This is a genomic window from Mycolicibacter icosiumassiliensis (assembly GCF_900078685.2).
Taxonomy (GTDB): Bacteria; Actinomycetota; Actinomycetes; order Mycobacteriales; family Mycobacteriaceae; genus Mycobacterium; species Mycobacterium icosiumassiliensis.
Window position 1 is genome coordinate 518,297 of sequence record NZ_LT546166.1, and the last position, 22,682, is coordinate 540,978.

A 22,682-nucleotide genomic window follows, 5' to 3' on the forward strand; every position below is an offset into this window, starting at 1 on the left:
ACCGCGTTAGGCTCAGTCACCGTGCAACCGATCCATGTGGCCCCCAGCGCCCCCGCTCGAATGGTGGTGCTGGCTTCGGGCACCGGGTCGCTGCTCGAGTCGTTGCTGGCCGCAGCGGTAGGCGACTACCCCGCGCGGGTGGTCGCCGTCGGTACCGACCGGGACTGCCGCGCGGTGGAGGTTGCCGCGGCGGCGGGGTTACCGGTGTTCACCGTCCGGGTGGGCGACTACCCGAACCGGGCGGCATGGGATCTGGCGCTGACCGAGGCTACCGCGGCTCACAGTCCGGACCTGGTGGTCTCGGCGGGCTTCATGAAGATCCTGGGCTCGCACTTCCTGTCCCGGTTTCTGGGGCGCACCGTCAACACCCATCCGGCGCTGCTGCCCGCTTTCCCGGGAGCGCACGCGGTGCCCGAGGCGTTGGCCTACGGGGTCAAGGTCACCGGCTGCACCGTGCACCTGGTGGACGCCGGAACCGACACCGGCCCGGTGCTGGCCCAGGAACCCGTCGCCGTGCTCGACGGTGACGACGAAGACTCGTTGCATGAACGCATCAAGAAAGTGGAGCGCAAGCTCTTAGTTGACGTGCTGGCCGCATTGGCGACCGGCGGCGTGACCTGGAACGGACGAAAGGCAACCCTAGGATGACCGACGGCAAGCGACCGATTCGTCGGGCGTTGATCAGCGTCTACGACAAGACCGGACTGGTCGACCTGGCCGCCGGCCTGCACGCCGCCGGCGTGGATATCGTCTCCACCGGATCGACCGCCAAGTCGATTGCGGCCAAGGGTATTCCGGTGACGCCGGTGGAGCAGGTGACCGGCTTCCCGGAGGTGCTCGACGGCCGGGTCAAGACTCTGCACCCCCGGGTGCACGCCGGGCTGCTGGCCGACCTGCGCAAGTCCGAGCACGCCGCGGCGCTTGATGAGCTGGAGATCGCCGCGTTCGAGCTGGTGGTGGTCAACCTGTACCCGTTCAGCGAGACGGTGGATTCCGGTGCCGGCGAGGATGAATGCGTCGAGCAGATCGACATTGGCGGGCCCTCGATGATCCGGGCGGCCGCTAAGAACCACCCCAGCGTCGCCGTGGTGGTCGATCCGCTCGGCTACGACGGTGTGCTGGCCGCGGTCAACGCCGGCGGCTTCACCCTCCAAGAGCGGAAGCGCTTGGCGTCCCTGGCATTCCGGCACACGGCCGAATATGACGTCGCGGTCGCCAGCTGGATGTCGTCGACGCTGGCACCCTTCGAACAGGCCGGAGAGCCGCGTCACGCGTTGCCGGAATGGTACGGGCGCACCTACCGCCGTGCCGCGCAGCTGCGCTACGGCGAGAACCCGCATCAGCAGGCCGCTCTCTACTGTGACGCCGGTGCCTGGCCGGGCTTGGCTCAGGCCGAGCAGCTGCACGGAAAAGAGATGTCCTACAACAACTTCACCGATGCGGACGCCGCGTGGCGGGCGGCGTTCGATCACGAAGAGACGTGCGTAGCCATCATCAAGCACGCTAACCCGTGCGGCATCGCGGTCTCGGCTACCTCGGTGGCCGAGGCCCACCGTAAGGCGCACGAGTGCGACCCGTTGAGCGCGTTCGGCGGCGTCATCGCGGCTAACACCGAGGTCAGCGTGGAGATGGCGGAGTACGTCAGCACCATCTTCACCGAGGTGATCGTTGCGCCGGCCTACGAAGCCGGTGCCGTCGAGATCTTGTCGCGCAAGAAGAACATCCGGGTGCTGTTGGCCTCCGAGCCGTTGCGCGGCGGCACCGAATGGCGCCAGATCAGCGGTGGGCTGTTGATGCAGAGCCGCGACGGCCTCGACGCTGCGGGCGACAACCCGGCGAACTGGACGCTGGCCACCGGGGCACCGGCCGATCCGGCCACGCTGGCTGACCTGGTCTTCGCCTGGCGGGCCTGCCGTGCGGTCAAGTCCAACGCGATCGTGGTCGCCGGCGACGGCGCCACCATCGGCGTGGGCATGGGCCAGGTCAACCGGGTCGACGCGGCCCGGCTGGCGGTGGAGCGCGGTGGCGAGCGGGTGGCCGGTGCGGTGGCGGCCTCCGACGCGTTCTTCCCGTTCCCCGACGGGCTGCAGACGCTGACCGCGGCCGGGGTGAAGGCGATCGTGCACCCGGGCGGCTCGGTGCGCGACGACGAGGTGACCGCGGCGGCGGCCGAGGCCGGGGTCACGCTGTACCTGACCGGGGCACGGCACTTCGCGCACTAGCCCTTGACAAAAAGATTGCAAGCACTCACCATCTAACTCAACCCCTGAGTTAGGAGTGCCGTAGTGGGCTATGACCTGATCATCCGCAACGGACTGTGGTTCGACGGCCTGGGCAACGCCCCGCAGGTCCGTACCCTGGGCATCCGCGACGGTGTCGTCGCCGACATCGTCGCCGGGGAGCTGGATGAGACCGGCTGCCCAGAGGTGATCGACGCGGCCGGCAAGTGGGTGCTCCCGGGCTTCATCGACGTGCACACCCACTACGACGCCGAGGTTCTGCTGGACCCGGGCCTGCGGGAATCGGTGCGCCACGGCGTCACCACGGTGCTGCTGGGCAACTGCTCGCTGTCGACGGTGTACGCCGAGTCCGAGGACGCCGCCGACCTGTTCAGCCGCGTCGAGGCGGTCCCGCGCCAGTTCGTGCTGGACGCGCTGCAGTCCAAGAAGACCTGGTCCACGCCCGCCGAGTACGTGCGCGCCCTCGAGGAGTTGCCGCTCGGGCCCAACATCAGCTCCATGCTCGGCCACTCGGATCTGCGGACCGCGGTGCTCGGGCTGGACCGTGCCACCACCGACGGCGTCGTCCCCACCGATGCCGAGCTGGAGAAGATGGCCGCGCTGCTCGACGAGGGGCTGCGGGCCGGGCTGTTGGGCATGTCCGGGATGGATGCCCCCATCGACAAGCTCGACGGCGACCGGTTCCGGTCCCGGGCGTTGCCGTCGACGTTTGCCACCTGGCGTGAGCGTCGGCGGTTGATCAAGGTGCTGCGCAAGCGCGGGCGGATGCTGCAGAGTGCGCCCGACGTCCGAAACCCGTTGACGGCCTTGAACTTCTTCCTGACCAGCAGTGGCATGTTCGGCCGGCGGCGCGGGGTTCGGATGAGCCTGCTGGTCTCCGCCGACGCCAAGTCGGCGCCGGGCGCGGTCCGGGTCTTCGGCCCGGGCGCCCGACTGCTCAACGCCGTGCTCGGCTCCAGTGTGCGGTTCCAGCACCTACCGGTGCCGTTCGAGTTGTATTCCGACGGAATCGATCTGCCGGTGTTCGAGGAGTTCGGCGCGGGAACTGCCGCACTGCACCTGCGCGACCAACTGGAGCGCAACGCGCTTTTGGCCGACACCGAGTACCGCCGCCGGTTCCGCAAGGCCTTCGACCGCAAGAAGCTGGGTCCGTCCTTGTGGCACCGCGACTTCCACGACGCGGTGATCGTCGAATGCCCGGATGCGAGCCTGGTCGGCAAGAGCTTCGGGCAGATCGCCGAGGAGCGCGGGCTGCACCCGCTGGACGCGTTCCTGGATGTGCTGGTGGACAACGGCGAACGCAACGTGCGCTGGACCACGATCGTCGCCAACCATCGGCCTAAGCAGCTGGACAAGTTGGCCAACGAGCCGGTGATCCACATGGGGTTCTCCGACGCTGGAGCGCACCTGCGCAACATGGCCTTCTACAACTTCTCGCTGCGCCTGCTCAAGCGCGTCCGCGACGCGGAAGCGGCCGGGCGACCGTTCATGAGCGTCCAGCGGGCGGTCTACCGGCTGACCTCCGAGGTCGCCGACTGGTTCGGTTTCGACGCCGGCACGCTGCGCCAAGGCGACCGCGCGGACTTCGTGGTGATCGACCCGGCGGGCCTGACCGACGCCGTGGACGGCTACCACGAGGAGAAGGTGCCGTTCTACGGTGACCTGAGCCGGATGGTCAACCGCAACGACGACGCGGTGGTCGCAACCGGCGTGGGCGGCACTGTGGTGTTCCGGGGCGGGCAGTTCTGCGACGGCTACGGCACCACCGTGAAGTCCGGCCGTTTCCTGCGTGCCGGATCCCGTGAGCTGCAATCGGTCTAGCGCATGGCCAGAACCCAGCAAGAGCGCCGCGAAACCACTGTCGCCGCACTGCTCGATGCCAGCATCGCCACCATCGCCGAGATCGGTTACGCCCGGGCGTCGGCCAAGGTGATCGCCGCGCGCGCCGGGGTCTCCGACGGGGCGCTGTTCCGCCACTTCGGCACGATGGGCGACTTCATGGCGGCCACCGCCCAGGAGGTGCTGCGACGTCAGCTGGAACTGATCGCGAAGCAAGTGGCGGAGATTCCGGCCGGCGACTCGACGCTGGAAGCGGTCTTGACCCTGCTGCGTGATCTGACGGCGAACTCCAACAACGCGGTGGTCTACGAGCTGCTGATCGCCGCCCGCACTGACGAGAAGCTACGGACCACGCTGGCCGAGGTGTTGGACGAATACGGCGCCAAGATCTATGACACCGCCCGTGGATTTCCCGGTGCCGACGCATTTCCCGAGGAGCTGTTCCCCAACGTGGTTGCGCTGCTGACCAACACCTTCGACGGCGCGGCGATCGTGCGCGCCGTGCTGCCGCAGCCCGAGATCGAGGCCAACCGTATTCCGCTGCTGCTGGCTTTGCTGCAGGGGCAGAGCTAGGTGTTGTGGGACGGCAGGTTGTTGACGTCCGGCCTTGCACAGTCGCCCCAGGAGTGTCCCCGATTAGTTGCTTCGTAGGACAGTGGTTGAGTCGACGTCGACTCGGTTGCCGTGAGAGTCGGTCGGGCGCAGTTGGGCCAGAGGGAGGCCGCTCTCGTCCACCAGAACGGAATGCGCTTCGTTGTCGGCGAACGCGTGGCGCTCGCCCCACTGACGCATGGCCACGATGACGGTCAAGAGGTCGCGGCCCGCGTCGGTGAGTACATAGATCTGGCGGCGTCCGGATATTGCCGTCTCTCGCTTGAGGATGCCGTGATCGACGAGGCGACGAAGCCGGTCGGTGAGGATGTTGCGCGCGACCCCGGTGCGACGCTGAAAGTCGGTAAATGACCGCGCGCTGTCCATCGCGTCGCGAATGATCAGCAGGCTCCACCGGTCTCCGACGAGGTCGAGCGTCCGCGCGACTGGGCATGTGGGGTCGGTCCAGGTCACGTCGTCAACGTGCACGACTGGCTTCATCACGGCTCCCGATGAGTTGCAGATTGAAACCATTCTGCCATAATCCAAACAGTTGCAAATTGCTACTGTTTGGAGAAGGTGTGGGACTCATGCATGGCCGAAGGATGATCCTGCTCGCGATGGTCTGCTCCGTCGCCGTCGCGACGATCTACGTCGCCCAGCCCCTGCTCGCGCAGATCGGGCGAGACTTGGGAGTGCCCGAGTCTGACCTGGGATGGATCGTGGCAGCTGGACAGATCGGCTACCTGGTCGGCTTGGCCTTCCTCGTCCCCTTGGGAGACATGCTGGACCGGCGCAAGCTGATCGGGGGCCAACTCCTCCTCGCCGCGGTCGGCATGCTGGTGGCCGCAGTCGCTCCTGGGCTGTGGCTTCTGCTCATCGGTCTCGCCGTAACGGGTCTGTTCGCCGTCGTCGTACAGACCACCGTCGTATTCGCTGCCGACCTATCGACGCCTACGGAGCGTGGTCGCACGCTCGGAATCGTCACGTCCGGTGTCATCATCGGAATCCTGGGAGCCCGCACACTGGCGGGGATCCTCGCCGACCTGTGGGGATGGCGAAGCGTCTATGTCGCGCTCATGCTGCTGCTCGTCGTGCTCTCGATCGTGGTGCTGAAGCAGCTGCCAGCAGACCACCGGTCGAATCGTAGGACCTACGGCGACGTGCTGACCTGGCTCGGGCGCCTCTTCCGCGAGCCGTTATTCATCTCGCGCGGGCTGATCGCGTTCTTCCTCTTCGCTTCCTTCGGCACGCTCTGGAGCGGACTCGCGCTACCACTTGCTGCCGAACCGTGGCAGCTGAGCACGGCCCAAATCGGCATGTTCGGAATCGCCGGGCTCGCTGGCGCACTGGGAGCTGCACGGGCAGGCCGATGGGCGGACACCGGCAGAGCCAACCCCGTGACCGGTACCGCACTCGCACTGCTGGCACTGTCCTGGGTCGCGTCCGGGCAGGCGACCTGGTCACTCTGGCTAGTGATCGTCGGTGTCATCGTCCTGGACTTCGCGGTCCAGGGCGCGCACGTCAGCAACCAGGCTCTTCTTACCGCTGCCTACTCGGACCAGACCAGCAGCGCCATCGGTGGCTATATGATCTTCTACTCGCTCGGCTCCGCCCTCGGCGCGACCGCCACCACCACGATCTACTCCATTTCAGGGTGGGCGGGATCTGCTGTTCTCGGTGCAAGTTTTGCGCTCTGTGGACTGCTCACCTGGACGCTCGGCCGGCGCACGGTCACGAGAACGCGACGTGACGCTGCCGGTCACAGATCAGTTCGCGCGGCGCGACGCAGAAGGAAGGTTGAGGATGACTCATCCGAACGCGCCGCTGTCGATCGAGGGCCGACGACGATTGATCGAGCGATGCATCCGCTGACCCGCGGCTATAGACGAGAGCCGCGCCGAGGCATGTTCACCAGCGTGTTGGGAGAGGGTCGGCGAACCGCTGGTAGTGGCCGGTGGTTTTGAATTGTTCAACGGCACTGTGTGATTCGCCGGGCCAGCGGATGTGGGGGACAACCTCGGTGGCCGCTCGGGCGCCGTCGGTCAGATGCCCGGTCGGTACCTCCTCGGTCGTGTGGGCGGGGCGCAGGTAGGGGTGGGCCAGTCGGGGGCCGAAGACGATCAGATTGTGAGTTCCCGGGAGTGCGGCCGAGGGGACGATCATGGCCGGCGCACCGGACTGGCGGACGGTGTCGGCGAGGTGTTGGGTGGGCGCGTAGTCCTCACCGACGAGCTCGTCGGGGGTGATGCCGTGATCGGTGCAGTTGGCGAAGTCGATCGCCACCACACCGGGTACGTCGACGACTGCGGCCCACAGGTTGAGCATCAGGTGGTCGGGGTCCCCGTCGGGGCCGATCTGGTGGCGCAGCATTTCGGCGGCAGGGCCGAGCGGGTGCAGGCAGAGGTATTGCACGGTGTCTTGGCGCCCGCGGTGGAATCGGCCCGGGCGCGAGCTGGGGAACGCCCACCACGGGGTGTCGTAGGCAGCGTGTCGGAAAACGTGCAGCTTCACGTCGTCATGGCGCGGGCCGCGGTGGCCGCTGAGAGGACCTCGGGGTAGTCGGTCGGGTCAGTCAGCATGTCGATGGGGGCGCGGCCGAGCATAGGGTGCACCCGGGTGAACCAGGCCAGCACGCCCGGTCCCGTGAAGGTGTGGCGCAGCTGGTTGGCGATCTGCGCGACGATCCGGACGCGGGCGGCGTCTATGCCTGCCGGTTGTGCGCCGCCGGGTGCCAGCCAACGCTGTAGCTGGCGGACTGATACCCCGAACAGTTCGGCGGTGGCGGTCTGTGGTGCGTCGATGATGGCCATGGTGGCGGCGAGTACGTCGCTGATGGGGATGTCGTCGCCGTAGGGGCGGCGCTCGACGATGTCGCGTAAGGCCTGGCGGACCTGTTCGAGTGCCAGGCGCACGTCGCGGCGTGCGTCGGTTGGATTGTCGTGGCGCAGGGCTTTTTCGGCACGGAATGCTGCGGACCAGAGTGTGGTGGTCAGATAGGCGTCGGCGTCGATCGGCCGGGGTGCGCCCAAGCGGTAGTCGAGGCTGTCGATGAGCTCGCCGACCTCGGGTGGCACCTCGGGTGAGGTGGCGAGGAGTTGGGTTGCTGCGTTGACCTGGGCCAGTAGCGGTTCCAGCCCCACTCCTGTCGTAGTCATGTCGCTATCATACCGCCATATGTACGCCAATGGAGGCTTCCGTGCGGGCGCACGAATGTCAAGGCGTCATACAGCTAGGCGCCGAGAGTCGACCCGGCGCCCGGTTGCGCATCGACAGTGACCTGGCCGATGAAGTCGGCGATCTCGGCGACCGCCCGGCGAGCGTCCGGGTTGAAATCGAAGGTGAGCTGGAACATGTGCAACGCGCGGTCCCACACCTGAACCCAGTTCGGCACGCCGGCTGCGGTCAGCTTGTCCGCCAACACAAACGTGTCGTTGCGCAGCATCTCGTTGTTGCCGACCTGCAGCAGGAACGGTCCCAGCCCACGCAGCTCCGCCTCCGGCGGCATCACCGGCAGCTCACGGGTGCCGTTCACGGTGGCGAACACCCGGTAGATGAACATGAACGCCATGAACGGGAAGAACGGGTCGCGGTGGGTGCGCGCGGCCTCACGTTTGATCTCCATGTCCGACGAGGTCAGCGGTGACATCAACACCTGACCTGCGGGCGCAGGCAGCCCGGCATCGCGTGCGGCAATCGCGGTGTTCACCGCCATCAGTCCGCCGGCCGAATCTCCCGCGACCACAGTGTGATCGGCGGTGAACCCCGCGTCCAGGACGCGGCGGTAGGCGCACAGGCCGTCGGCGACGGCCTCTTCGATGCCGGCTAGGGGCGCCAGGCGGTAGCCGACGTTGAATACCTTCGCACCGGTGACCGCCGAGAGCTTGCTGGCGAAGCGGCGGTGCGAATTGAGGCCCAGCGTCACCAGGGCTGAACCGTGGAAGTAGACGATCACCCGGTTCGAGTCGCGAGCGTTCGGTGCCACCACCCACTCCGCCGGGCAGTCGGTCAGCCGCTCCGGTGTCACCTCGGTGCCCGGCAGCGCCCGGATGTAGCGCATCGGCTGGTCGATCAGGTCCAGGCGCGCCCGCTGCAATCCGGCGGGCCAGAACCGGTTGACGACCATGCCGACCAGCGTCAGCACGGCGATCGAGGTGCGCAAAAAGATCGCCGCGACCGCAGCCAGCAGTCGGGCCTGCCAGGACGCCGGACCGAAATACGTCTGAGCCGGTCGTTCACGCCATTCCGGAAAGTTCACGGTACCCAGGGTATCGGGTATTGGGTGGCCGGATAAACCGGGACATCGTGACGGACTAACAGACCCGTCGTAGCGTGGAGTGGTGACCGCGCCGAATGCCCCGCACGATCTGCCCAAAACTCTCGGTGAGCTGCGTGCTGCCGGCCACCGCGAAAGGGGGGTCAAACAGGAGATCGCCGAGAACCTGTTGGCCCGACTCGGCGACGGTGACGATGCCGCGGCCATCTGGCCCGGCATCTTCGGGTTCGAGGACACCGTGCTGCCGCAACTCGAGCGTGCGCTGATCGCCGGCCACGACATCGTGCTGCTCGGTGAGCGCGGGCAGGGCAAGACCCGGCTGTTGCGCGCGTTGACCGGATTGCTCGATGAGTGGACCCCGGTGATCGCCGGCGCCGAGCTGGGTGAGCACCCGTATTCGCCGATCACGCCCGAGTCAATTCGCCGGGTCGCCGAGCTCGGCGACGACCTGCCGGTGACGTGGCGACACCGCAGCGAGCGTTACACCGAGAAGTTGGCCACCCCCGACACCAGCGTCGCCGACCTGGTCGGCGACATCGACCCGATCAAGGTGGCCGAAGGCCGCAGCCTGGGTGACCCCGAGACCATCGCCTACGGGCTGATCCCACGGGCGCACCGTGGCGTGGTCGCCGTCAACGAACTGCCCGACCTCGCCGAGCGTATCCAGGTGGCGATGCTCAACGTGATGGAGGAGCGCGACATCCAGGTGCGCGGCTACACCCTGCGGCTGCCGCTGGACGTGCTGGTGGTCGCCAGCGCCAACCCGGAGGACTACACCAACCGCGGCCGCATCATCACCCCGCTCAAGGACCGCTTCGGCGCCGAGATCCGCACGCACTACCCGCTGGAACTCGACGCCGAGGTCGGCGTGATCGCCCAAGAGGCGCACCTGAGCGCGCAGGTGCCCGACTACCTGCTGGCGGTGCTGGCCCGATTCGCCCGCTACCTGCGCGAGTCTCGCTCGGTGGATCAGCGCTCAGGCGTCTCGGCGCGCTTCGCGATCGCCGCCGCGGAGACGGTCGCGGCCTCGGCGCGCCACCGCGGCGCGGTGCTGGGCGAAACCGATCCAGTAGCCCGGGTGGTGGACCTGAGCACGATCGTCGACGTACTGCGCGGCAAGCTGGAATTCGAATCCGGCGAAGAGGGCCGCGAGCAGGCCGTGCTGGAGCATCTGCTGCGCCGGGCCACCGCCGATACCGCATCTCGGGCACTGGGCGGGATCGACGTGGGTCCGCTGGTGGCGGCGGTCGAGAACGCGACGGTGACGACGGGCGAGCGGATTTCGGCCAAGGCGGTGCTGGCGGCGCTGCCGGATCTGCCGGTGATCGATGCCGTCGCACAGCGGCTCGGTGCGGAATCCGACGGCGAACGCGCCGCGGCGCTCGAGTTGGCTTTGGAAGCACTGTATTTGGCCAAGCGCATCGACAAGACCTCCGACGAGGGTGAAACCGTCTATGGCTAAGAGCCATGCCTCCCGGTATTCGGCCTACAGCGGTGGGCCGGATCCGTTGGCGCCGCCGGTCGATCTGGCCGAGGCGCTGGAGGAGATCGGGCGCGACGTCATGGAGGGAACGTCGCCGCGGCGAGCGCTGCAAGAGTTGCTACGCCGCGGCACCAGGAAGCTGACCGGAGCTGATCAGCTGGCCGCCGAGGCGCAACGACGGCGCCGGGAATTGTTGCGCCGCAACAACTTGGACGGGACCCTGGCCGAGGTCAAAAAACTGCTCGACGAGGCGGTGCTGGCCGAACGCAAAGAGCTGGCCCGTGCGCTCGACGACGATGCCCGCTTCGCCGAGATGCAGATCGAGGGGTTGTCGCCGTCGCCGGCCAAAGCGGTGCAGGAGCTGGCCGACTACCAGTGGCGCAGCGCCGAGGCCCGGGAGTCGTACGAGAAGATCAAGGATCTGCTCGGCCGCGAGATGCTCGACCAGCGTTTCGCCGGCATGAAGCAGGCGCTGGAAGGCGCCACCGACGCCGACCGGCAGCGGGTCAGCGACATGCTCGACGATCTCAACGACCTGTTGGACAAGCACTCTCGGGGCGAAGACACTCAACAGGACTTTCAACAGTTCATGGACAAGCACGGCGAGTTTTTCCCGGAGAACCCGAGCAATGTCGAGGAGCTGCTGGATTCGCTGGCCCAGCGGGCGGCGGCCGCGCAGCGCTTTCGTAACAGTCTGAGCGCCGAGCAGCGTGCCGAGCTGGATGCGTTGGCCGAGCAGGCGTTCGGTTCACCGGCATTGCAGCAGGCGCTGGGACGCCTGGACGCGCATCTGCAGGCGGCCCGGCCGGGGGAGGACTGGACCGGCTCGTCGGAGTTCTCCGGCAACAATCCGCTCGGCATGGGGGAGGGCGCTCAGGCCCTGGCCGATATCGCCGAGCTAGAACAGTTGGCTGAGCAGCTGTCGCAGGCGTATCCGGGCGCGAGCATGGACGACGTCGACCTGGACGCGCTGGCACGCCAGCTCGGCGACCAGGCTGCCGTCGACGCGCGTACGTTGGCCGAACTGGAACGTGCGTTGCTCAATCAAGGATTCCTGGACCGCAGCTCCGACGGGCAGTGGCGGCTGTCGCCGAAAGCGATGCGCCGGCTCGGCGAAACCGCGCTACGTGATGTGGCGCGGCAACTTGCGGGCCGCCGCGGCGAACGCGACCACCGTCGGGCCGGGGCGGCCGGCGAGCTGACTGGGGCCACTCGGCCCTGGCAGTTCGGCGACACCGAGCCGTGGAACGTCACCCGCACCCTGACTAACACGGTGCTGCGGCAGGTCGCCGAACCCGGCACCGCCGTGACCCGCGGTCGGCTGTCGATCAGCGTCGACGACGTGGAGGTCTCTGAGACCGAGACTCGCACCCAGTCCGCGGTTGCACTGCTGGTGGACACGTCGTTCTCGATGGTGATGGACAACCGCTGGCTGCCGATGAAGCGCACCGCGTTGGCGTTGAACCACCTGATCAGTACGCGGTTCCGGTCGGATGCGTTGCAGATCATCGCCTTTGGTCGCTACGCCCGCACGGTGACCGCAGCGGAGCTGACCGGCCTGGAAGGCGTCTACGAGCAGGGCACCAATCTGCACCATGCGCTGGCGCTGGCCAGCCGGCACCTGCGTCGCCACCCCAACGCCCAGCCGGTGGTGCTGGTGGTCACCGATGGGGAGCCGACGGCGCACCTGGAGGACTATCGCGGTGACGGCGCATCAGTGTTCTTTGACTACCCGCCACACCCGCGGACCATCGCCCACACTGTCAGGGGTTTCGACGACGTCGCCCGGCTCGGTGCCCAGGTGACGATCTTCCGGCTCGGTGACGATCCCGGGCTGGCCCGCTTCATCGACCAGGTGGCGCGGCGGGTCCAGGGCCGGGTGGTGGTGCCCGAACTCGATGGCCTGGGCGCGGCGGTGGTCGGCGACTACCTGAGGTCGCGCCGCCGTTAAAGCGCGCTAGGCGGTCACCGGGACAGCAGTCGGCGCTTTTGTGCGGCGAACTCTTCGCCGGTCAGATAGCCGGCGTCGTGCAGTTCGCCGAGTTCGCGGATCCCGGCCGCCAGCTCCACCACCGAAGTCAGCGGCGAATGCGCCGCCGCCACCGCTGGTTGTTCTGCCGAATCCGACGACGGCTTGCCCGATCCGGCGGCCGCCGTGGCTGCAATTGCCTTGCCGGACTCCGAGCGACGCTGGTTCATGACGCCGGCCAACGCGCTGCCGCCCATTCCGGCCAGAGCCATCTGGCCGAATGCGGTGCCCAGCCCGGCCGGCGACGTGGTTGCGGCGGCGCCGAGCGGCGTCGAGAAACTGGCGTGGCGGATCTCGGGGGCCAAATCGGCCCAACTGATCGGCGTCGAGAGCGTGCCGAGCGGGAACGCCTCGCCCATGGCGACCACGACCGCTTCGTGGGGAACTCGGAGGTTTTCGATCGACGGCAGTTCCTCGTGCACCCCCAATTGGTCCAGAGCGTTCAAGATGCGTTGCTGGCCGGCGCGGAGCACATCCTGGGTGTCGAAGATCTCTTGGGAGTCCTGTTCCGCGAAATGCATTGCCGCGCCGGCCAGGAAGACACCGAGGATCGACAACGGCAGGGCAACGCCCACGCCGAGCTCGTCGGCAATAATCCCGAGCCAGTCAAAGGGCCCAGACGGTATGTCGGCCGGCGCCTGCAGGGCCGTCAACGGCGATGAAGCGTCGGATGAGCCGGGGCCAGACAGCGTCGATGCCAGCCGCGACGACACCGTCTGGGCGATGTTGCCGGTGGGATCACCCGACGCGCCGTTGTGCCCCAACGGTCCAGCGGGGTTGGCGGTCTGCGGCGGCGGCGCGAACGGCTCCAGTTCGGAAGCGGTCGCCGACAAGGCCGAGTAGCTGTACATCGCGGTGGCGTCCTGTGCCCACATTTCGCCATACTGGGCTTCGGTGGCCGCGATCGCCGCGGCATTTTGGCCCAGCACATTGGTGGCCAACAACGTCAACAACTGCGCACGGTTGGCTGCGATGACCGGTGGGGGCACCGTCAGAGCAAACGCGGCCTCGTAGGCGGCCACCGCTGCTTTGGCTTGCAGGGCAGTCTTTTCAGCCTGCGTTGCGGTGGTGTTCAACCACGTCACGAATGGGGTGGCCGCGGCCGTCATCGCCGCCGAGGACGGGCCCGACCACGCCGCACTGGTCAACTCGGCGACCACCGATTCGTAACCTGCTGCCGCCGTGTGCAGTTCGGCTGCTAGCCCGTTCCAGGCGGTCGCAGCGGCGAGCATCGGCCCTGAGCCGGCGCCGAGGTACATGAGGCCGGAGTTGACTTCCGGCGGCAATGCCGCGAAATTCATTGGCAGTGCACGCCGGCAGCAGGACGCCGCGCTCGGGTAGAGCGGTCCATTGCAGTTGCATCCCTCCGGTCACGGGTCGGTGGTGGTGTGATCCGTCGATCTAACTTGCCCGGCGCTCCACCAGGGGGCTCGACACTCCGGGGCGGCAAACACCTCGACGATGGCGTCAAAGCCGACGATGCGCTGGGCGTACCACCATTCTCCGAGCCAGAACCGGTGACTCGCCATGGTGTTTGACACCCATTCGCGTGTCGCGGCAACCCGTATGGACATTGTGTGCCGCGCAGACCAGGGTGGTGGTATGAGCCGTTGGACTGGGCTCGTCGACCGATTTCGGCGGCGGGCGAGCGCGCCCGCACGGGGGTTGTTTCGCCGCGTCGTCCTGATCAACGGTTTGGTCTTCACCTTCGGCACCCTGGTGCTGGCCATGTCGCCGGCCACCGTGTCGGGGCCCGTCCGTTTGGCGGAGATCCCGGTGCTGCTCATCGGGCTGGCAGTCGTGGTCGGGGCCAATGCTCTGCTGTTGCGGTCAAGCCTGGCCCCGCTGGACCGGCTCTCGGCGTCCATGCGGCGAGTTGATCTGCTCCGCCATACCGACCGGGTGGACGATTCGGGCGACGGTGATCTGCACCACCTCATGGCGTCGTTCAACGCCATGCTGGACCGGCTGGAAACCGAACGCGCCTCCTCGAGTGCCTTGGTGCTGGTCGCGCAGGAGAACGAGCGGCAGCGGATCGCCAGAGAGTTGCACGATGAGATCGGCCAAACTCTCACCGTCGCCCTGCTCACCCTCAAACGAGCCGTCGACGCCGCGCCGGAAGGAATCCGCGGTGACCTCGCGGATGCACAGGAAATCGTGCGGGCCAGTCTCGACGAAGTGCGCGGCATTGCGCGACGGCTGCGTCCGGATGCGTTGGAAGACCTCGGCTTACCGAGCGCCCTGCAGGCACTGTGTAACCAGTTCACCCAGGCGAGCGGGATCGACGTCGTCAAAGACATTGGCCCGCAGGCAGAACGACTGAATCCCAACGTGGAGTTGGTGTGCTATCGCATCGTGCAGGAGAGCTTGACGAACATTGCCCGGCATTCCGGTGCGCAGAAAGTGTGGCTGGACTTGCATGTCGATGCAGCGGGGGAGCTGACCCTGCGGATCTCCGATGACGGCACGGGCGGGCTGAACGTGGAAGGTGCGGGAATCACTGGAATGCGCGAGCGCGCACTGCTGGTGCATGGCACCCTGACCATCACCTCCTCGGCCAACCACGGCACCGAAATCCGGCTGGTGGTGCCGGCCCGATCGGGGGCCGGACGGCCATGACGTCGACGCAACCGGCCCGCATCCTGCTGGCCGACGATCACGCCCTGATGCGCAGTGGGCTGCGGATGATCCTGGACGCCGAGCCCGACCTGTCCGTCGTCGCCGAGGCCGCCGACGGGGCCGAGGCACTCGCAGCGTTGCAGGAAACTCCTGTCGACCTGGCCATTCTGGACATCGCGATGCCGCGGATGACGGGACTGCAGGCCGCCCGCGAGATCAACCGCAACCATCCTCACGTGCGGGTGCTGATGCTGTCGATGCACGACAACGAGCAGTATTTCTTCGAAGCCCTCAAGGCCGGCGCGTCGGGCTACGTCTTGAAGTCGGTTGCCGACCGCGACCTGCTCGAGGCGTGCCGGGCGACGATTCGCGGTGAGCCGTTTTTATACGCCGGGGCGGTGACCGCGCTGATTCGCGACTACCTGCATCGGGCGCGGCACGGCAATACGTTGCCGGAGACCATCCTCACGCCCCGGGAAGAGGAAGTCCTCAAGCTGATCGCCGAGGGCTTTTCGGCGCGAGAGATCGCCAAGACCCTCGGCATCAGCGCCAAGACAGTCGACCGCCATCGGACCAACACGCTGCAGAAATTGGGTCTGCGTGACCGCCTGGCGCTGACCCGGTATGCCATCAGGACCGGGTTGATCGAGCCGTAGCGGCGTTCGCAAGCGCGGCGGAGCCGGGCGCAGCGGGACGCCGCCATAAGCCGCAGGCTGCCCTCATCAGCTATGGGTGTTTCACCCCCCGCCGAATGGGGGTTGTATTCCATGGCGCGCTGCCGCCGCGCCACACAGACTGGTTTCAGTGGTGGTGGGAGATGAGTGCGGACGTGCTTTGGGCGCGTCCGCGGTCTCCTCGCGATTGCCGCCACGACTGAACGCATCGACTTAAACGAAACGGCCCGTGGAGCGTGATGCTGGCGATACTGCTTGCCCATGTTGTTGGCACCGCTGCTGCACCCGTGTTGGTGCGCAGGTGGGGCAGGGCGGCGTTCTATCCGCTGGGATCGATCCCGCTGGTATCGCTGGGTTGGGTGGTGGCGAACTGGCCGGCCGGTCCGGCCGACGACCATCGCGTCACCGTGCCCTGGGTGCCCGGACTGTCGATGGACATTGCGCTGCGGTTCGACGCACTGAGCGCGATCATGTGCGTGCTGGCCTTGGGGATCGGCGCCCTGGTCTTGTTCTACTGCGCCGCATACTTCCGGCCCGTCGGGGCGCACGCCGAAATCGACCCGCGGCTGCCCAGCTTCGCCGCGAAGATGGTCGGATTCGCCGGAGCGATGTTCGGGCTGATGGTCGCCGACAACGCGTTGGTGCTCTACGTGTTCTGGGAAATGACGACGGTGCTGTCGTTCCTGCTGATCGGTCACTACGCCGAACGTGCCGTCAATCGCCGCGCCGCCACCCAGGCATTGCTGGTGACCACCGCCGGCGGGTTGGCCATGCTGGTCGGCATCATCATGCTGGGCAATGCCGCCGGCACGTACCTGCTGTCGGAGCTGGTGGCCCATCCGCCGTCGGGGACCGTCGTCACCGTCGGGGTGCTGCTGATCCTGGTCGGTGCGATCAGCAAGTCGGCAATCGTGCCGCTGCACTTCTGGCTGCCCGGCGCCATGGCGGCGCCGACACCGGTCAGTGCCTACCTGCACGCCGCGGCGATGGTCAAGGCCGGGATCTACCTGGTGGCCAGGCTGGCGCCGGGGTTCGCCGATTCGCCCGGCTGGCGGCCGATGCTGGTGATTCTCGGTCTGACCACCGCGCTGTTGGCCGGCTGGCGGGCGGTGCGCGAGTACGACCTGAAACTGCTGCTGGCCTACAGCACCGTCAGCCAGTTGGGTCTGATGATCGTGCTGGTCGGGGCCGGTACCGGTGATCTCATGCTGGCCGGGTTGACCGCCATGTGCGCGCACGCGGCGGCCAAGGCCACGCTGTTCATGGTGGTCGGGATCATCGACCATGCCACCGGCACCCGCGACCTGCGCGAACTGGCCGGATTGGGACGCCGCTGCCCGGCGCTGTTCGTGATCGCCGCCGCGGCCGCCGCCAGCATGGCCGGAGTGCCGCCGTTTGTGGGCTTCATCGCCAAGGAGACCATCTTCGGGGCCGAGGCACAGTCCCCGGTCCTGGGTTCTGCCGGTCCGTACGTGCTGGCGGCCGGCGTGGTCGCCTCGATGTTCACCGTGATCTACAGCGTGCGCTTCGTGTGGGGCGGGTTCGCCGGCAAGGGCCGGTCGGCACCGAGTGCGGCCGTGGCGGGGCTGCACCGCCCCGACGCGGCGTTCCTGGCGCCGCCGGCGGTGCTGGCCGGCGCCAGCCTGGCCCTGGGGTTGTGCGCGCTGACCCTCGACACCGTGTTGCGCAGCTACGCCGACACTATGCCCGGCGGAACTGGCTATCACCTTGCGCTGTGGCACGGTGTGGGGCTGCCGGTGTTGCTGTCGGCGCTGGTCTTGGTGTTCGGCGCCAGTGTGTTCGCAGCCCGCGGCCCGCTGGGGCTGTCCCGGCTGCGCCGGCTGCCAATGGGCAAGGCCGACCGGATTTATGACGACGTGCTGCGGCTGCTCGATGTGGCGGCGGTGCGGCTCACCGGCATCACCCAGCGCGGCTCCCTGCCGGTCAACCAGGGGATGATCTTCGCGACGCTGGTGGTGCTCCCGCTGACGGCGCTGGCAGTGGGCGCGCGCAACCACGTCGAGCTGGACTTGTGGGATACCCCGCTGCAGTTGACGGTCGCGGTGCTGGTGGTCGCCGGCGGGATCGGCGCGACGATGGCCCGCAACCGACTGTCCGCGGTGTTGATGGTCGGGGTGACCGGCTATGGCTGCGCCGCGGCATTCGCCTTCCATGGCGCGCCCGACCTGGCGCTGACCCAGCTGCTGGTCGAGACCGTGACCATGGTGATCTTCGTGCTGGTGTTGCGCACGCTGCCCACGATGGCCCTGAACCGGCTGCCGCGCATCTTGCTGGCCGCAGCGGTGGGTATCAGCGTCGCCGTGCTGGCGGCCTTCGCGATGGCGGCGCGCACCCAAGACGGGGTGTCCGAGGCGTTGCCGGAGGCCGCCTACGTTCGTGGCCACGGCGCTAACACCGTCAACGTGCTGTTGGTCGACGTCCGGGCCTGGGACACCCTCGGCGAGATCTCGGTGCTCTTGGTCGCCGCGACCGGTGTGGCCTCGATGGTGTTCCGTAACCGCCGGTTTGGCCGGGCGCCGCGGATCGCCGACGCCGGTACCCCGCGCAAGACCGTGGGCATCACCACCCCCTACAGCCCGGCGATCGGGTCCACCACCTGGCTGCGGGGCAGCGCCTATCACGATCCCAATGAGCGGTCGCTGGTGCTGGAGGTCGCGACCCGGATCATCTTCCCGCTGATCATGGTGGTCTCGATCTACTTCCTGTTCGCCGGGCATAACTATCCGGGCGGTGGCTTCGCCGGCGGCCTGGCCGCCGGTCTCGGGCTGGCGTTGCGCTACCTCGCCGGCGGGCGCTACGAGCTCGGCGAGACGCTGCCCCTGGACTCCAGCAAGATCCTGGGCGTCGGCCTGGCCCTGGTCGGAGGCACGGCGCTGGGATCGCTGTTCCTGGGAGCGCCGGTGCTGTCCTCGGCGGTGCTGAGCTTCACGCTTCCGGTGCTGGGCCACGTCAATGTGATGACGTCGTTGTTCTTCGATCTGGGCGTGTACCTGGTGGTGGTCGGCATGGTGCTCGATGTGTTGCGCAGCCTGGGAGTGCGATTGGACCAAGAGCTTGAATCGCAACCCCCGACCCGACCGCTGGCAGGAGTGTCATGACCGCGCATCTGGTTCCGCTATTGATGGCCGCCGGGTTGACCTCCTGCGGGGTCTACATGCTGCTGGAGCGCAGCCTCACCCGAATGTTGTTGGGCCTGATGATGATCGGCAATGCCGTCAACCTATTGCTCATCGACGTCGGCGGACCCGACGGGAACCCGCCGATCTATTGGGCCAGTTCTGGCAAAGCCACCGACGCCGACGCGCTGGCTCAGGCCATGGTGCTGACCTCGATCGTCATCACCATGGGCGTGGGCGCGTTTGTGCTGGCCCTGACCTACCGCTCGTACAACCTGACGACCACCGATGACATCGGCGACGACCAGGAAGCGACTCGCGTCTCGCAGCTCTCCGACGAAGAGGTCATCGCCGCCGAGCAGGACCACGGCGTGCCGGTGGCTGCCGGTGAGCTCGACGCCGTGCCCGAAAGCGAGGTGTCACGGTGAGTCTGGCCGCCGTCTTGATGCCGCTGCCGGTGTTGCTGCCCACGCTGGGCGCGGCGTCAACGCTGATTGTCGGCCGTCGTCCCCGGCTGCAGCGGCCGATCACCATCGGTGTGCTGTGCGCGGTGGCCGCGGTCAGCGCGGTGTTGCTGTATCTGACCGACCGCAACGGCACGCTGGTGCTGCATGTCGGAGGTTGGGGGCCGACCGAGCAGGGGTTGGGTCCGCTGGGCATCAGTCTGGTCGTCGACCGATTGTCGGCGCTGATGTTGGTGGTGTCGGCGATCGTGCTGCTGGCCGTCATGGTCTACGCCATCGGGCAGGGGGTGCGCGACGGTGACGACCGCCAGCCGGTGTCGATCTTCCTGCCCACCTACCTGACCCTGGCCACCGGCGTCTCCCTGGCGTTTCTGGCCGGTGACCTGTTCAACCTGTTCGTCGGGTTTGAGATGCTGCTGTCGGCGAGCTTCGTGTTGCTGACCATCGGCGCCAGCGCCGAACGCATCCGCGCCGGCATCGGCTACGTGATGGTCTCGATGGCGTCGTCGTTGGTCTTTCTGTTCGGCATCGCCCTGGTCTATGCCTCCACCGGCACGCTGAACCTCGCCGAGCTGGCGACGCGGACCGGCGCAATGCCCGGCGGCACCCGCAGTGCGGTGTTCGCCGTGTTGCTGGTGGCTTTCGGCATCAAGGCCGCGGTGTTCCCGCTCTCGGCGTGGCTGCCCGACGCCTATCCCACCGCGCCCGCGCCGATCACCGCGGTGTTCGCCGGGATTCTGACCAAAGTCGGTGTGTACGCGATCATCCGGGCGCACTCACTGCTGTTCCCCGACGGCGGCCTGGACTCGGTGCTGCTGGTCGCGGCGCTGTTGACCATGCTGATCGGAATCTTCGGTGCCATCGCGCAGAGCGACATCAAGCGGGTGTTGTCGTTCACGCTGGTCAGCCACATCGGCTTCATGATGTTCGGGGTCGCTCTGTCTTCCAAGTCGAATCAGCTCGGGATGTCCGGCGCCATCTTCTACGTGATGCACCACATCATCGTGATGACCACGCTGTTCCTGGCGGCCGGACTGATCGAACGCCAGGGCGGCGCGTCGTCGCTGCACCGGCTGGGCGGTCTGATCGCCAACCCGCTGCTGGCTTTCGTGTTCCTGGTTCCTGCGTTCAATCTCGGTGGTATTCCGCCCTTTTCGGGCTTCATCGGCAAGACCGCCGTGCTGCAGGCCGGTGTCGGGGACGGGTCGGTGCTGGCCTGGTGCCTGGTGGGCGGCGCGGTGCTGACCAGTCTGCTGACGCTGTATGTGCTGGCTCGGGTGTGGACCATGGCATTCTGGCGGCGCCGGGTGGACGCCCCCGAGGGAGCACTGGTGCTCGCAGCACCGCCGGTGCTGCTTGACGACGTCGGTGACGTTGCCTACGACGAGCGCGATGACGTCGGAAAGATGCCGACCTGGATGGTGGTCCCGACGCTCGCGCTGATCGCCTTGGGCCTGTCGCTGAGCGTGCTGGCCGGCCCGATCTTCGCCTACACCCAGCGAGCCGCAGCCGAGGTTCTGGACCGGGGCGAATACATCTCGACCGTGTTGTCGGTGGGTACAGAATGAGGGCCCTCGCGCTGAAGATGTTCGCGGTGTCCGCGCTGGCGACGGTATGGGTGCTGTTGTGGGGCCGCGTCACGATTCCCAACATCGTCATGGGGATCGTGGTCGCGATCGTGATCATGGTCTTGCTGCCGATGCCGCCCGTGCCAGTACAGGGCCGCCTTCATCTGGTGCCACTGGTGAAGCTCCTCGGGCTGTTCACCTGGTACCTGATGGAGTCCAGCATTCAGTTGATGTGGCTGGCGATCCGACCCGGACCGCCGCCGCTCACCGGGGTGCTACGGGTGCCGCTGACCATCAAATCCGACCTGGTTTTGGTGCTGGCCGCCAACATCACCACGCTGATTCCCGGATCGATGGTGCTGGAGATCGATCAGGTGCGCCGCATCCTGTACTGCCATGTGATCGATGTCGGATCCGCCCAAGCGGTCGAACGTTTCTTTCAGCAGGTCGCCCAGGTGGAGCGACTGCTGATCGACGCCTTCGAGCGTGACGACGAGTGGCTGCCGGCGGGAGTAGACGCGTGAACGTGATCTGGGGAACGGCGGGTGTGTTGTTGGGCATCGCCGCCGTCATCACCATGTATCGGCTGCTGGCCGGACCCAGCACCTTGGACCGGCTGGTGGCGCTGGACACGCTGGCCGCGATGACCATGTGCGGTATCGGTATCTGGGCCGCGGCCAGCCGGGACACCACCGTGACGTACAGCCTCGCGGCACTGGCGCTGGTCGGCTTCATCGGGTCGGTGAGCGTGGCACGTTTCCGGGTGCCCGACGACGCGCCGGATCTGGGGAGGCAGCCGTGATCGTGCTCGACGTGCTCGCCGGGGTACTGGTGCTCGCCGGGTCGGTGCTGGCGCTGACGGCGGCCATCGGAGTGGTGCGGTTCCCCGATACCTTGGCCAGGATGCACTCGGCCACCAAACCGCAGGTGTTGGGCCTGCTGCTGGTGCTGTTCGGCGCATTGATCCGGCTACGCGGCAGCCACGATGCGGGCATGGTGACCGTCAGCATCCTGTTCACCCTGATCACCGCTCCGGTGGTCGCGCACCGGGTGGGCCGGCTGGCCTATCAGGAGCAGGACATGAGCGAGGTGCTGACCGTTGACCAACTCGGCGAGCTGACCGACGACGATCAGCTGCCGCTGTGAGCGGGGCGCAGTACCGCGACCAGGAAATCGGAGTCCGCGGTGAAGGGCCGCAGATCCCAGGTGGACAGTTGTAGATCGGTCGCGAATCCGGCGGCCGACGCGTCGCGCAGGAACTGATCGAAGTCGTAGTCCCGGTTGGCGCCGAAGCCGATCACGGTCCGGCCGTCGTCGGCGCAGTGCGCACGCAGCCGGCGCAGGATCTCCGCGCGGGTGCTCGGGGCCACGAATGCCATGACGTTGCCCGCCGACACGATGAGGTCGAATGGTTCGGCGATGCCGCGGGCGGGCAGGTCGAGTTCGGCAAGGTCGCCCACGAGATAGCGCGGTCCGGGGTGGTCCTGCGCGGCGGCCTCGATGAGCTCCGGGTCGACGTCGACACCGACCACGTCGTGACCGCACTTGGCCAGCACGCCGGCGACCCGTCCGGGGCCGCAGCCGGCGTCGAGGATGCGGGCGCCACGGGCAGCCATCGCGTCGATGAGGCGTGCTTCGCCGGCCAGATCCTTACCGGCGCGGGCCATCTCGCGGAAGCGTTCGATGTACCACTGCGAATGCCCGGGATCGGCGGCGACTTTCTGCATCCAAAGGCTCTGCTCGACCATGAGTGCATTCTCCC

General features: G+C 67.4%; 21 protein-coding genes. 15 read left to right on the forward strand and 6 right to left on the reverse strand.

All coding sequences use genetic code 11. The annotated features are described in order from the left end of the window. Window positions 1–60 precede the first annotated feature (60 nt). The 4 genes from purN (at window position 61) to BN4346_RS26130 (ending at window position 4,652) form a co-directional block, all read left to right on the forward strand. Window positions 61–648 carry a phosphoribosylglycinamide formyltransferase gene (purN, locus tag BN4346_RS26115; protein ID WP_067967856.1) on the forward strand — a complete coding sequence of 196 codons (588 nt, stop codon included), beginning with the start codon at window positions 61–63 and terminating at the stop codon, window positions 646–648. Further along, window positions 645–2,222 carry a bifunctional phosphoribosylaminoimidazolecarboxamide formyltransferase/IMP cyclohydrolase gene (gene purH, locus BN4346_RS26120; protein ID WP_067967859.1) on the forward strand — a complete coding sequence of 526 codons (1,578 nt, stop codon included), beginning with the start codon at window positions 645–647 and terminating at the stop codon, window positions 2,220–2,222. Before purN ends, purH begins: the two co-directional genes overlap by 4 nt. A gap of 63 nt (window positions 2,223–2,285) precedes the next feature. Then, window positions 2,286–4,061: an N-acyl-D-amino-acid deacylase family protein gene (locus BN4346_RS26125; protein WP_067967862.1), complete on the forward strand. Its 1,776-nt coding sequence runs from the start codon at window positions 2,286–2,288 to the stop codon at window positions 4,059–4,061. 3 nt (window positions 4,062–4,064) lie between these two features. Beyond that, the gene (locus BN4346_RS26130; protein WP_067967865.1) at window positions 4,065–4,652 is read left to right on the forward strand and encodes a TetR/AcrR family transcriptional regulator; all 588 of its coding nucleotides are present in this window, start codon (window positions 4,065–4,067) and stop codon (window positions 4,650–4,652) included. A 63-nt stretch (window positions 4,653–4,715) separates the two neighbouring features. On the opposite strand, the gene BN4346_RS26135 is transcribed toward BN4346_RS26130, so the two are convergent. Next, entirely contained in the window at window positions 4,716–5,171 is a 456-nt protein-coding gene (locus tag BN4346_RS26135; RefSeq protein ID WP_067967869.1) for a winged helix-turn-helix transcriptional regulator, read from the reverse strand. Window positions 5,172–5,275: 104 nt separating this feature from the next. On the opposite strand from BN4346_RS26135, the gene BN4346_RS26140 reads away from it, so the two are divergent. Next, window positions 5,276–6,637, forward strand: coding sequence for an MFS transporter (locus tag BN4346_RS26140; RefSeq protein WP_235653528.1), 1,362 nt, complete (start codon window positions 5,276–5,278; stop codon window positions 6,635–6,637). Here the strand turns inward: BN4346_RS26140 and BN4346_RS26145 are convergent. The 3 genes from BN4346_RS26145 to BN4346_RS26155 all read right to left on the reverse strand — a co-directional run bounded on the left by BN4346_RS26145 (window position 6,582) and on the right by BN4346_RS26155 (window position 8,928). Next, window positions 6,582–7,184 (reverse strand): RES family NAD+ phosphorylase, encoded by a 603-nt coding sequence (locus BN4346_RS26145; protein ID WP_067967872.1) that lies wholly within the window; start codon window positions 7,182–7,184, stop codon window positions 6,582–6,584. The two genes, BN4346_RS26140 and BN4346_RS26145, sit on opposite strands and share 56 nt — an antisense overlap. Continuing rightward, window positions 7,181–7,828, reverse strand: a complete 648-nt coding sequence (locus BN4346_RS26150) for a hypothetical protein (RefSeq protein WP_154677541.1) — start codon at window positions 7,826–7,828, stop codon at window positions 7,181–7,183. The genes BN4346_RS26145 and BN4346_RS26150 overlap by 4 nt, the downstream gene beginning before the upstream one ends. Before the next feature lie 74 nt (window positions 7,829–7,902). After that, complete coding sequence (locus BN4346_RS26155; protein WP_067967881.1) at window positions 7,903–8,928, reverse strand: alpha/beta hydrolase; 1,026 nt, start codon at window positions 8,926–8,928, stop codon at window positions 7,903–7,905. 82 nt (window positions 8,929–9,010) lie between these two features. On the opposite strand from BN4346_RS26155, the gene BN4346_RS26160 reads away from it, so the two are divergent. Both BN4346_RS26160 and BN4346_RS26165 read left to right on the forward strand, forming a co-directional pair. After that, window positions 9,011–10,408 carry a sigma 54-interacting transcriptional regulator gene (locus BN4346_RS26160; protein WP_407695047.1) on the forward strand — a complete coding sequence of 466 codons (1,398 nt, stop codon included), beginning with the start codon at window positions 9,011–9,013 and terminating at the stop codon, window positions 10,406–10,408. Next, window positions 10,401–12,380, forward strand: a complete 1,980-nt coding sequence (locus tag BN4346_RS26165) for a vWA domain-containing protein (RefSeq protein WP_067967889.1) — start codon at window positions 10,401–10,403, stop codon at window positions 12,378–12,380. The genes BN4346_RS26160 and BN4346_RS26165 overlap by 8 nt, the downstream gene beginning before the upstream one ends. Before the next feature lie 14 nt (window positions 12,381–12,394). On the opposite strand, the gene BN4346_RS49655 is transcribed toward BN4346_RS26165, so the two are convergent. Next, complete coding sequence (locus tag BN4346_RS49655) at window positions 12,395–13,759, reverse strand: PPE family protein, SVP subgroup (RefSeq protein WP_067967892.1); 1,365 nt, start codon at window positions 13,757–13,759, stop codon at window positions 12,395–12,397. Between the two features lie 301 nt (window positions 13,760–14,060). On the opposite strand from BN4346_RS49655, the gene BN4346_RS26175 reads away from it, so the two are divergent. From BN4346_RS26175 to mnhG, 8 genes are all read left to right on the forward strand, one after another. After that, window positions 14,061–15,077: a sensor histidine kinase gene (locus tag BN4346_RS26175; protein ID WP_067968148.1), complete on the forward strand. Its 1,017-nt coding sequence runs from the start codon at window positions 14,061–14,063 to the stop codon at window positions 15,075–15,077. Beyond that, the gene (locus tag BN4346_RS26180; RefSeq protein WP_067967895.1) at window positions 15,074–15,733 is read left to right on the forward strand and encodes a response regulator; all 660 of its coding nucleotides are present in this window, start codon (window positions 15,074–15,076) and stop codon (window positions 15,731–15,733) included. The genes BN4346_RS26175 and BN4346_RS26180 overlap by 4 nt, the downstream gene beginning before the upstream one ends. 257 nt (window positions 15,734–15,990) lie before the next feature. Continuing rightward, a complete protein-coding gene (locus BN4346_RS26185; protein ID WP_067967898.1) occupies window positions 15,991–18,870 on the forward strand; it encodes a Na+/H+ antiporter subunit A in 2,880 nt (959 codons plus the stop codon). After that, a complete protein-coding gene (locus tag BN4346_RS26190; protein ID WP_067967900.1) occupies window positions 18,867–19,316 on the forward strand; it encodes a Na(+)/H(+) antiporter subunit C in 450 nt (149 codons plus the stop codon). Before BN4346_RS26185 ends, BN4346_RS26190 begins: the two co-directional genes overlap by 4 nt. A 17-nt stretch (window positions 19,317–19,333) precedes the next feature. After that, window positions 19,334–20,920: a Na+/H+ antiporter subunit D gene (locus BN4346_RS26195; protein WP_067968151.1), complete on the forward strand. Its 1,587-nt coding sequence runs from the start codon at window positions 19,334–19,336 to the stop codon at window positions 20,918–20,920. Beyond that, window positions 20,917–21,444, forward strand: coding sequence for a Na+/H+ antiporter subunit E (locus tag BN4346_RS26200; protein WP_067967903.1), 528 nt, complete (start codon window positions 20,917–20,919; stop codon window positions 21,442–21,444). The genes BN4346_RS26195 and BN4346_RS26200 overlap by 4 nt, the downstream gene beginning before the upstream one ends. After that, the gene (locus tag BN4346_RS26205) at window positions 21,441–21,722 is read left to right on the forward strand and encodes a monovalent cation/H+ antiporter complex subunit F (RefSeq protein WP_067967905.1); all 282 of its coding nucleotides are present in this window, start codon (window positions 21,441–21,443) and stop codon (window positions 21,720–21,722) included. The genes BN4346_RS26200 and BN4346_RS26205 overlap by 4 nt, the downstream gene beginning before the upstream one ends. Then, a complete protein-coding gene (gene mnhG / locus BN4346_RS26210; RefSeq protein ID WP_067967907.1) occupies window positions 21,719–22,066 on the forward strand; it encodes a monovalent cation/H(+) antiporter subunit G in 348 nt (115 codons plus the stop codon). The genes BN4346_RS26205 and mnhG overlap by 4 nt, the downstream gene beginning before the upstream one ends. Here mnhG and BN4346_RS26215 read toward each other — a convergent pair. Beyond that, complete coding sequence (locus BN4346_RS26215; protein ID WP_067967910.1) at window positions 22,051–22,668, reverse strand: class I SAM-dependent methyltransferase; 618 nt, start codon at window positions 22,666–22,668, stop codon at window positions 22,051–22,053. The genes mnhG and BN4346_RS26215 overlap by 16 nt on opposite strands. Between the last annotated feature and the right edge of the window lie 14 nt (window positions 22,669–22,682).

Bases quoted from the DNA above. Each gene is read 5' to 3' on its own strand.
- BN4346_RS26180 (WP_067967895.1), top strand. From the start codon at position 15,074: ATGACGTCGACGCAACCGGCCCGCATCCTGCTGGCCGACGATCACGCC.
- BN4346_RS26175 (WP_067968148.1), top strand. From the start codon at position 14,061: ATGAGCCGTTGGACTGGGCTCGTCGACCGATTTCGGCGGCGGGCGAGC.
- purH (WP_067967859.1), top strand. From the start codon at position 645: ATGACCGACGGCAAGCGACCGATTCGTCGGGCGTTGATCAGCGTCTAC.
- BN4346_RS26165 (WP_067967889.1), top strand. From the start codon at position 10,401: ATGGCTAAGAGCCATGCCTCCCGGTATTCGGCCTACAGCGGTGGGCCG.
- purN (WP_067967856.1), top strand. From the start codon at position 61: ATGGTGGTGCTGGCTTCGGGCACCGGGTCGCTGCTCGAGTCGTTGCTG.
- BN4346_RS26130 (WP_067967865.1), top strand. From the start codon at position 4,065: ATGGCCAGAACCCAGCAAGAGCGCCGCGAAACCACTGTCGCCGCACTG.
- BN4346_RS26200 (WP_067967903.1), top strand. From the start codon at position 20,917: ATGAGGGCCCTCGCGCTGAAGATGTTCGCGGTGTCCGCGCTGGCGACG.
- BN4346_RS26185 (WP_067967898.1), top strand. From the start codon at position 15,991: ATGCTGGCGATACTGCTTGCCCATGTTGTTGGCACCGCTGCTGCACCC.
- BN4346_RS26140 (WP_235653528.1), top strand. From the start codon at position 5,276: ATGATCCTGCTCGCGATGGTCTGCTCCGTCGCCGTCGCGACGATCTAC.
- BN4346_RS26215 (WP_067967910.1), bottom strand. From the start codon at position 22,668: ATGGTCGAGCAGAGCCTTTGGATGCAGAAAGTCGCCGCCGATCCCGGG.
- BN4346_RS26150 (WP_154677541.1), bottom strand. From the start codon at position 7,828: ATGACTACGACAGGAGTGGGGCTGGAACCGCTACTGGCCCAGGTCAAC.
- BN4346_RS26195 (WP_067968151.1), top strand. From the start codon at position 19,334: ATGCCGCTGCCGGTGTTGCTGCCCACGCTGGGCGCGGCGTCAACGCTG.
- BN4346_RS49655 (WP_067967892.1), bottom strand. From the start codon at position 13,759: ATGAATTTCGCGGCATTGCCGCCGGAAGTCAACTCCGGCCTCATGTAC.
- BN4346_RS26190 (WP_067967900.1), top strand. From the start codon at position 18,867: ATGACCGCGCATCTGGTTCCGCTATTGATGGCCGCCGGGTTGACCTCC.
- BN4346_RS26135 (WP_067967869.1), bottom strand. From the start codon at position 5,171: ATGAAGCCAGTCGTGCACGTTGACGACGTGACCTGGACCGACCCCACA.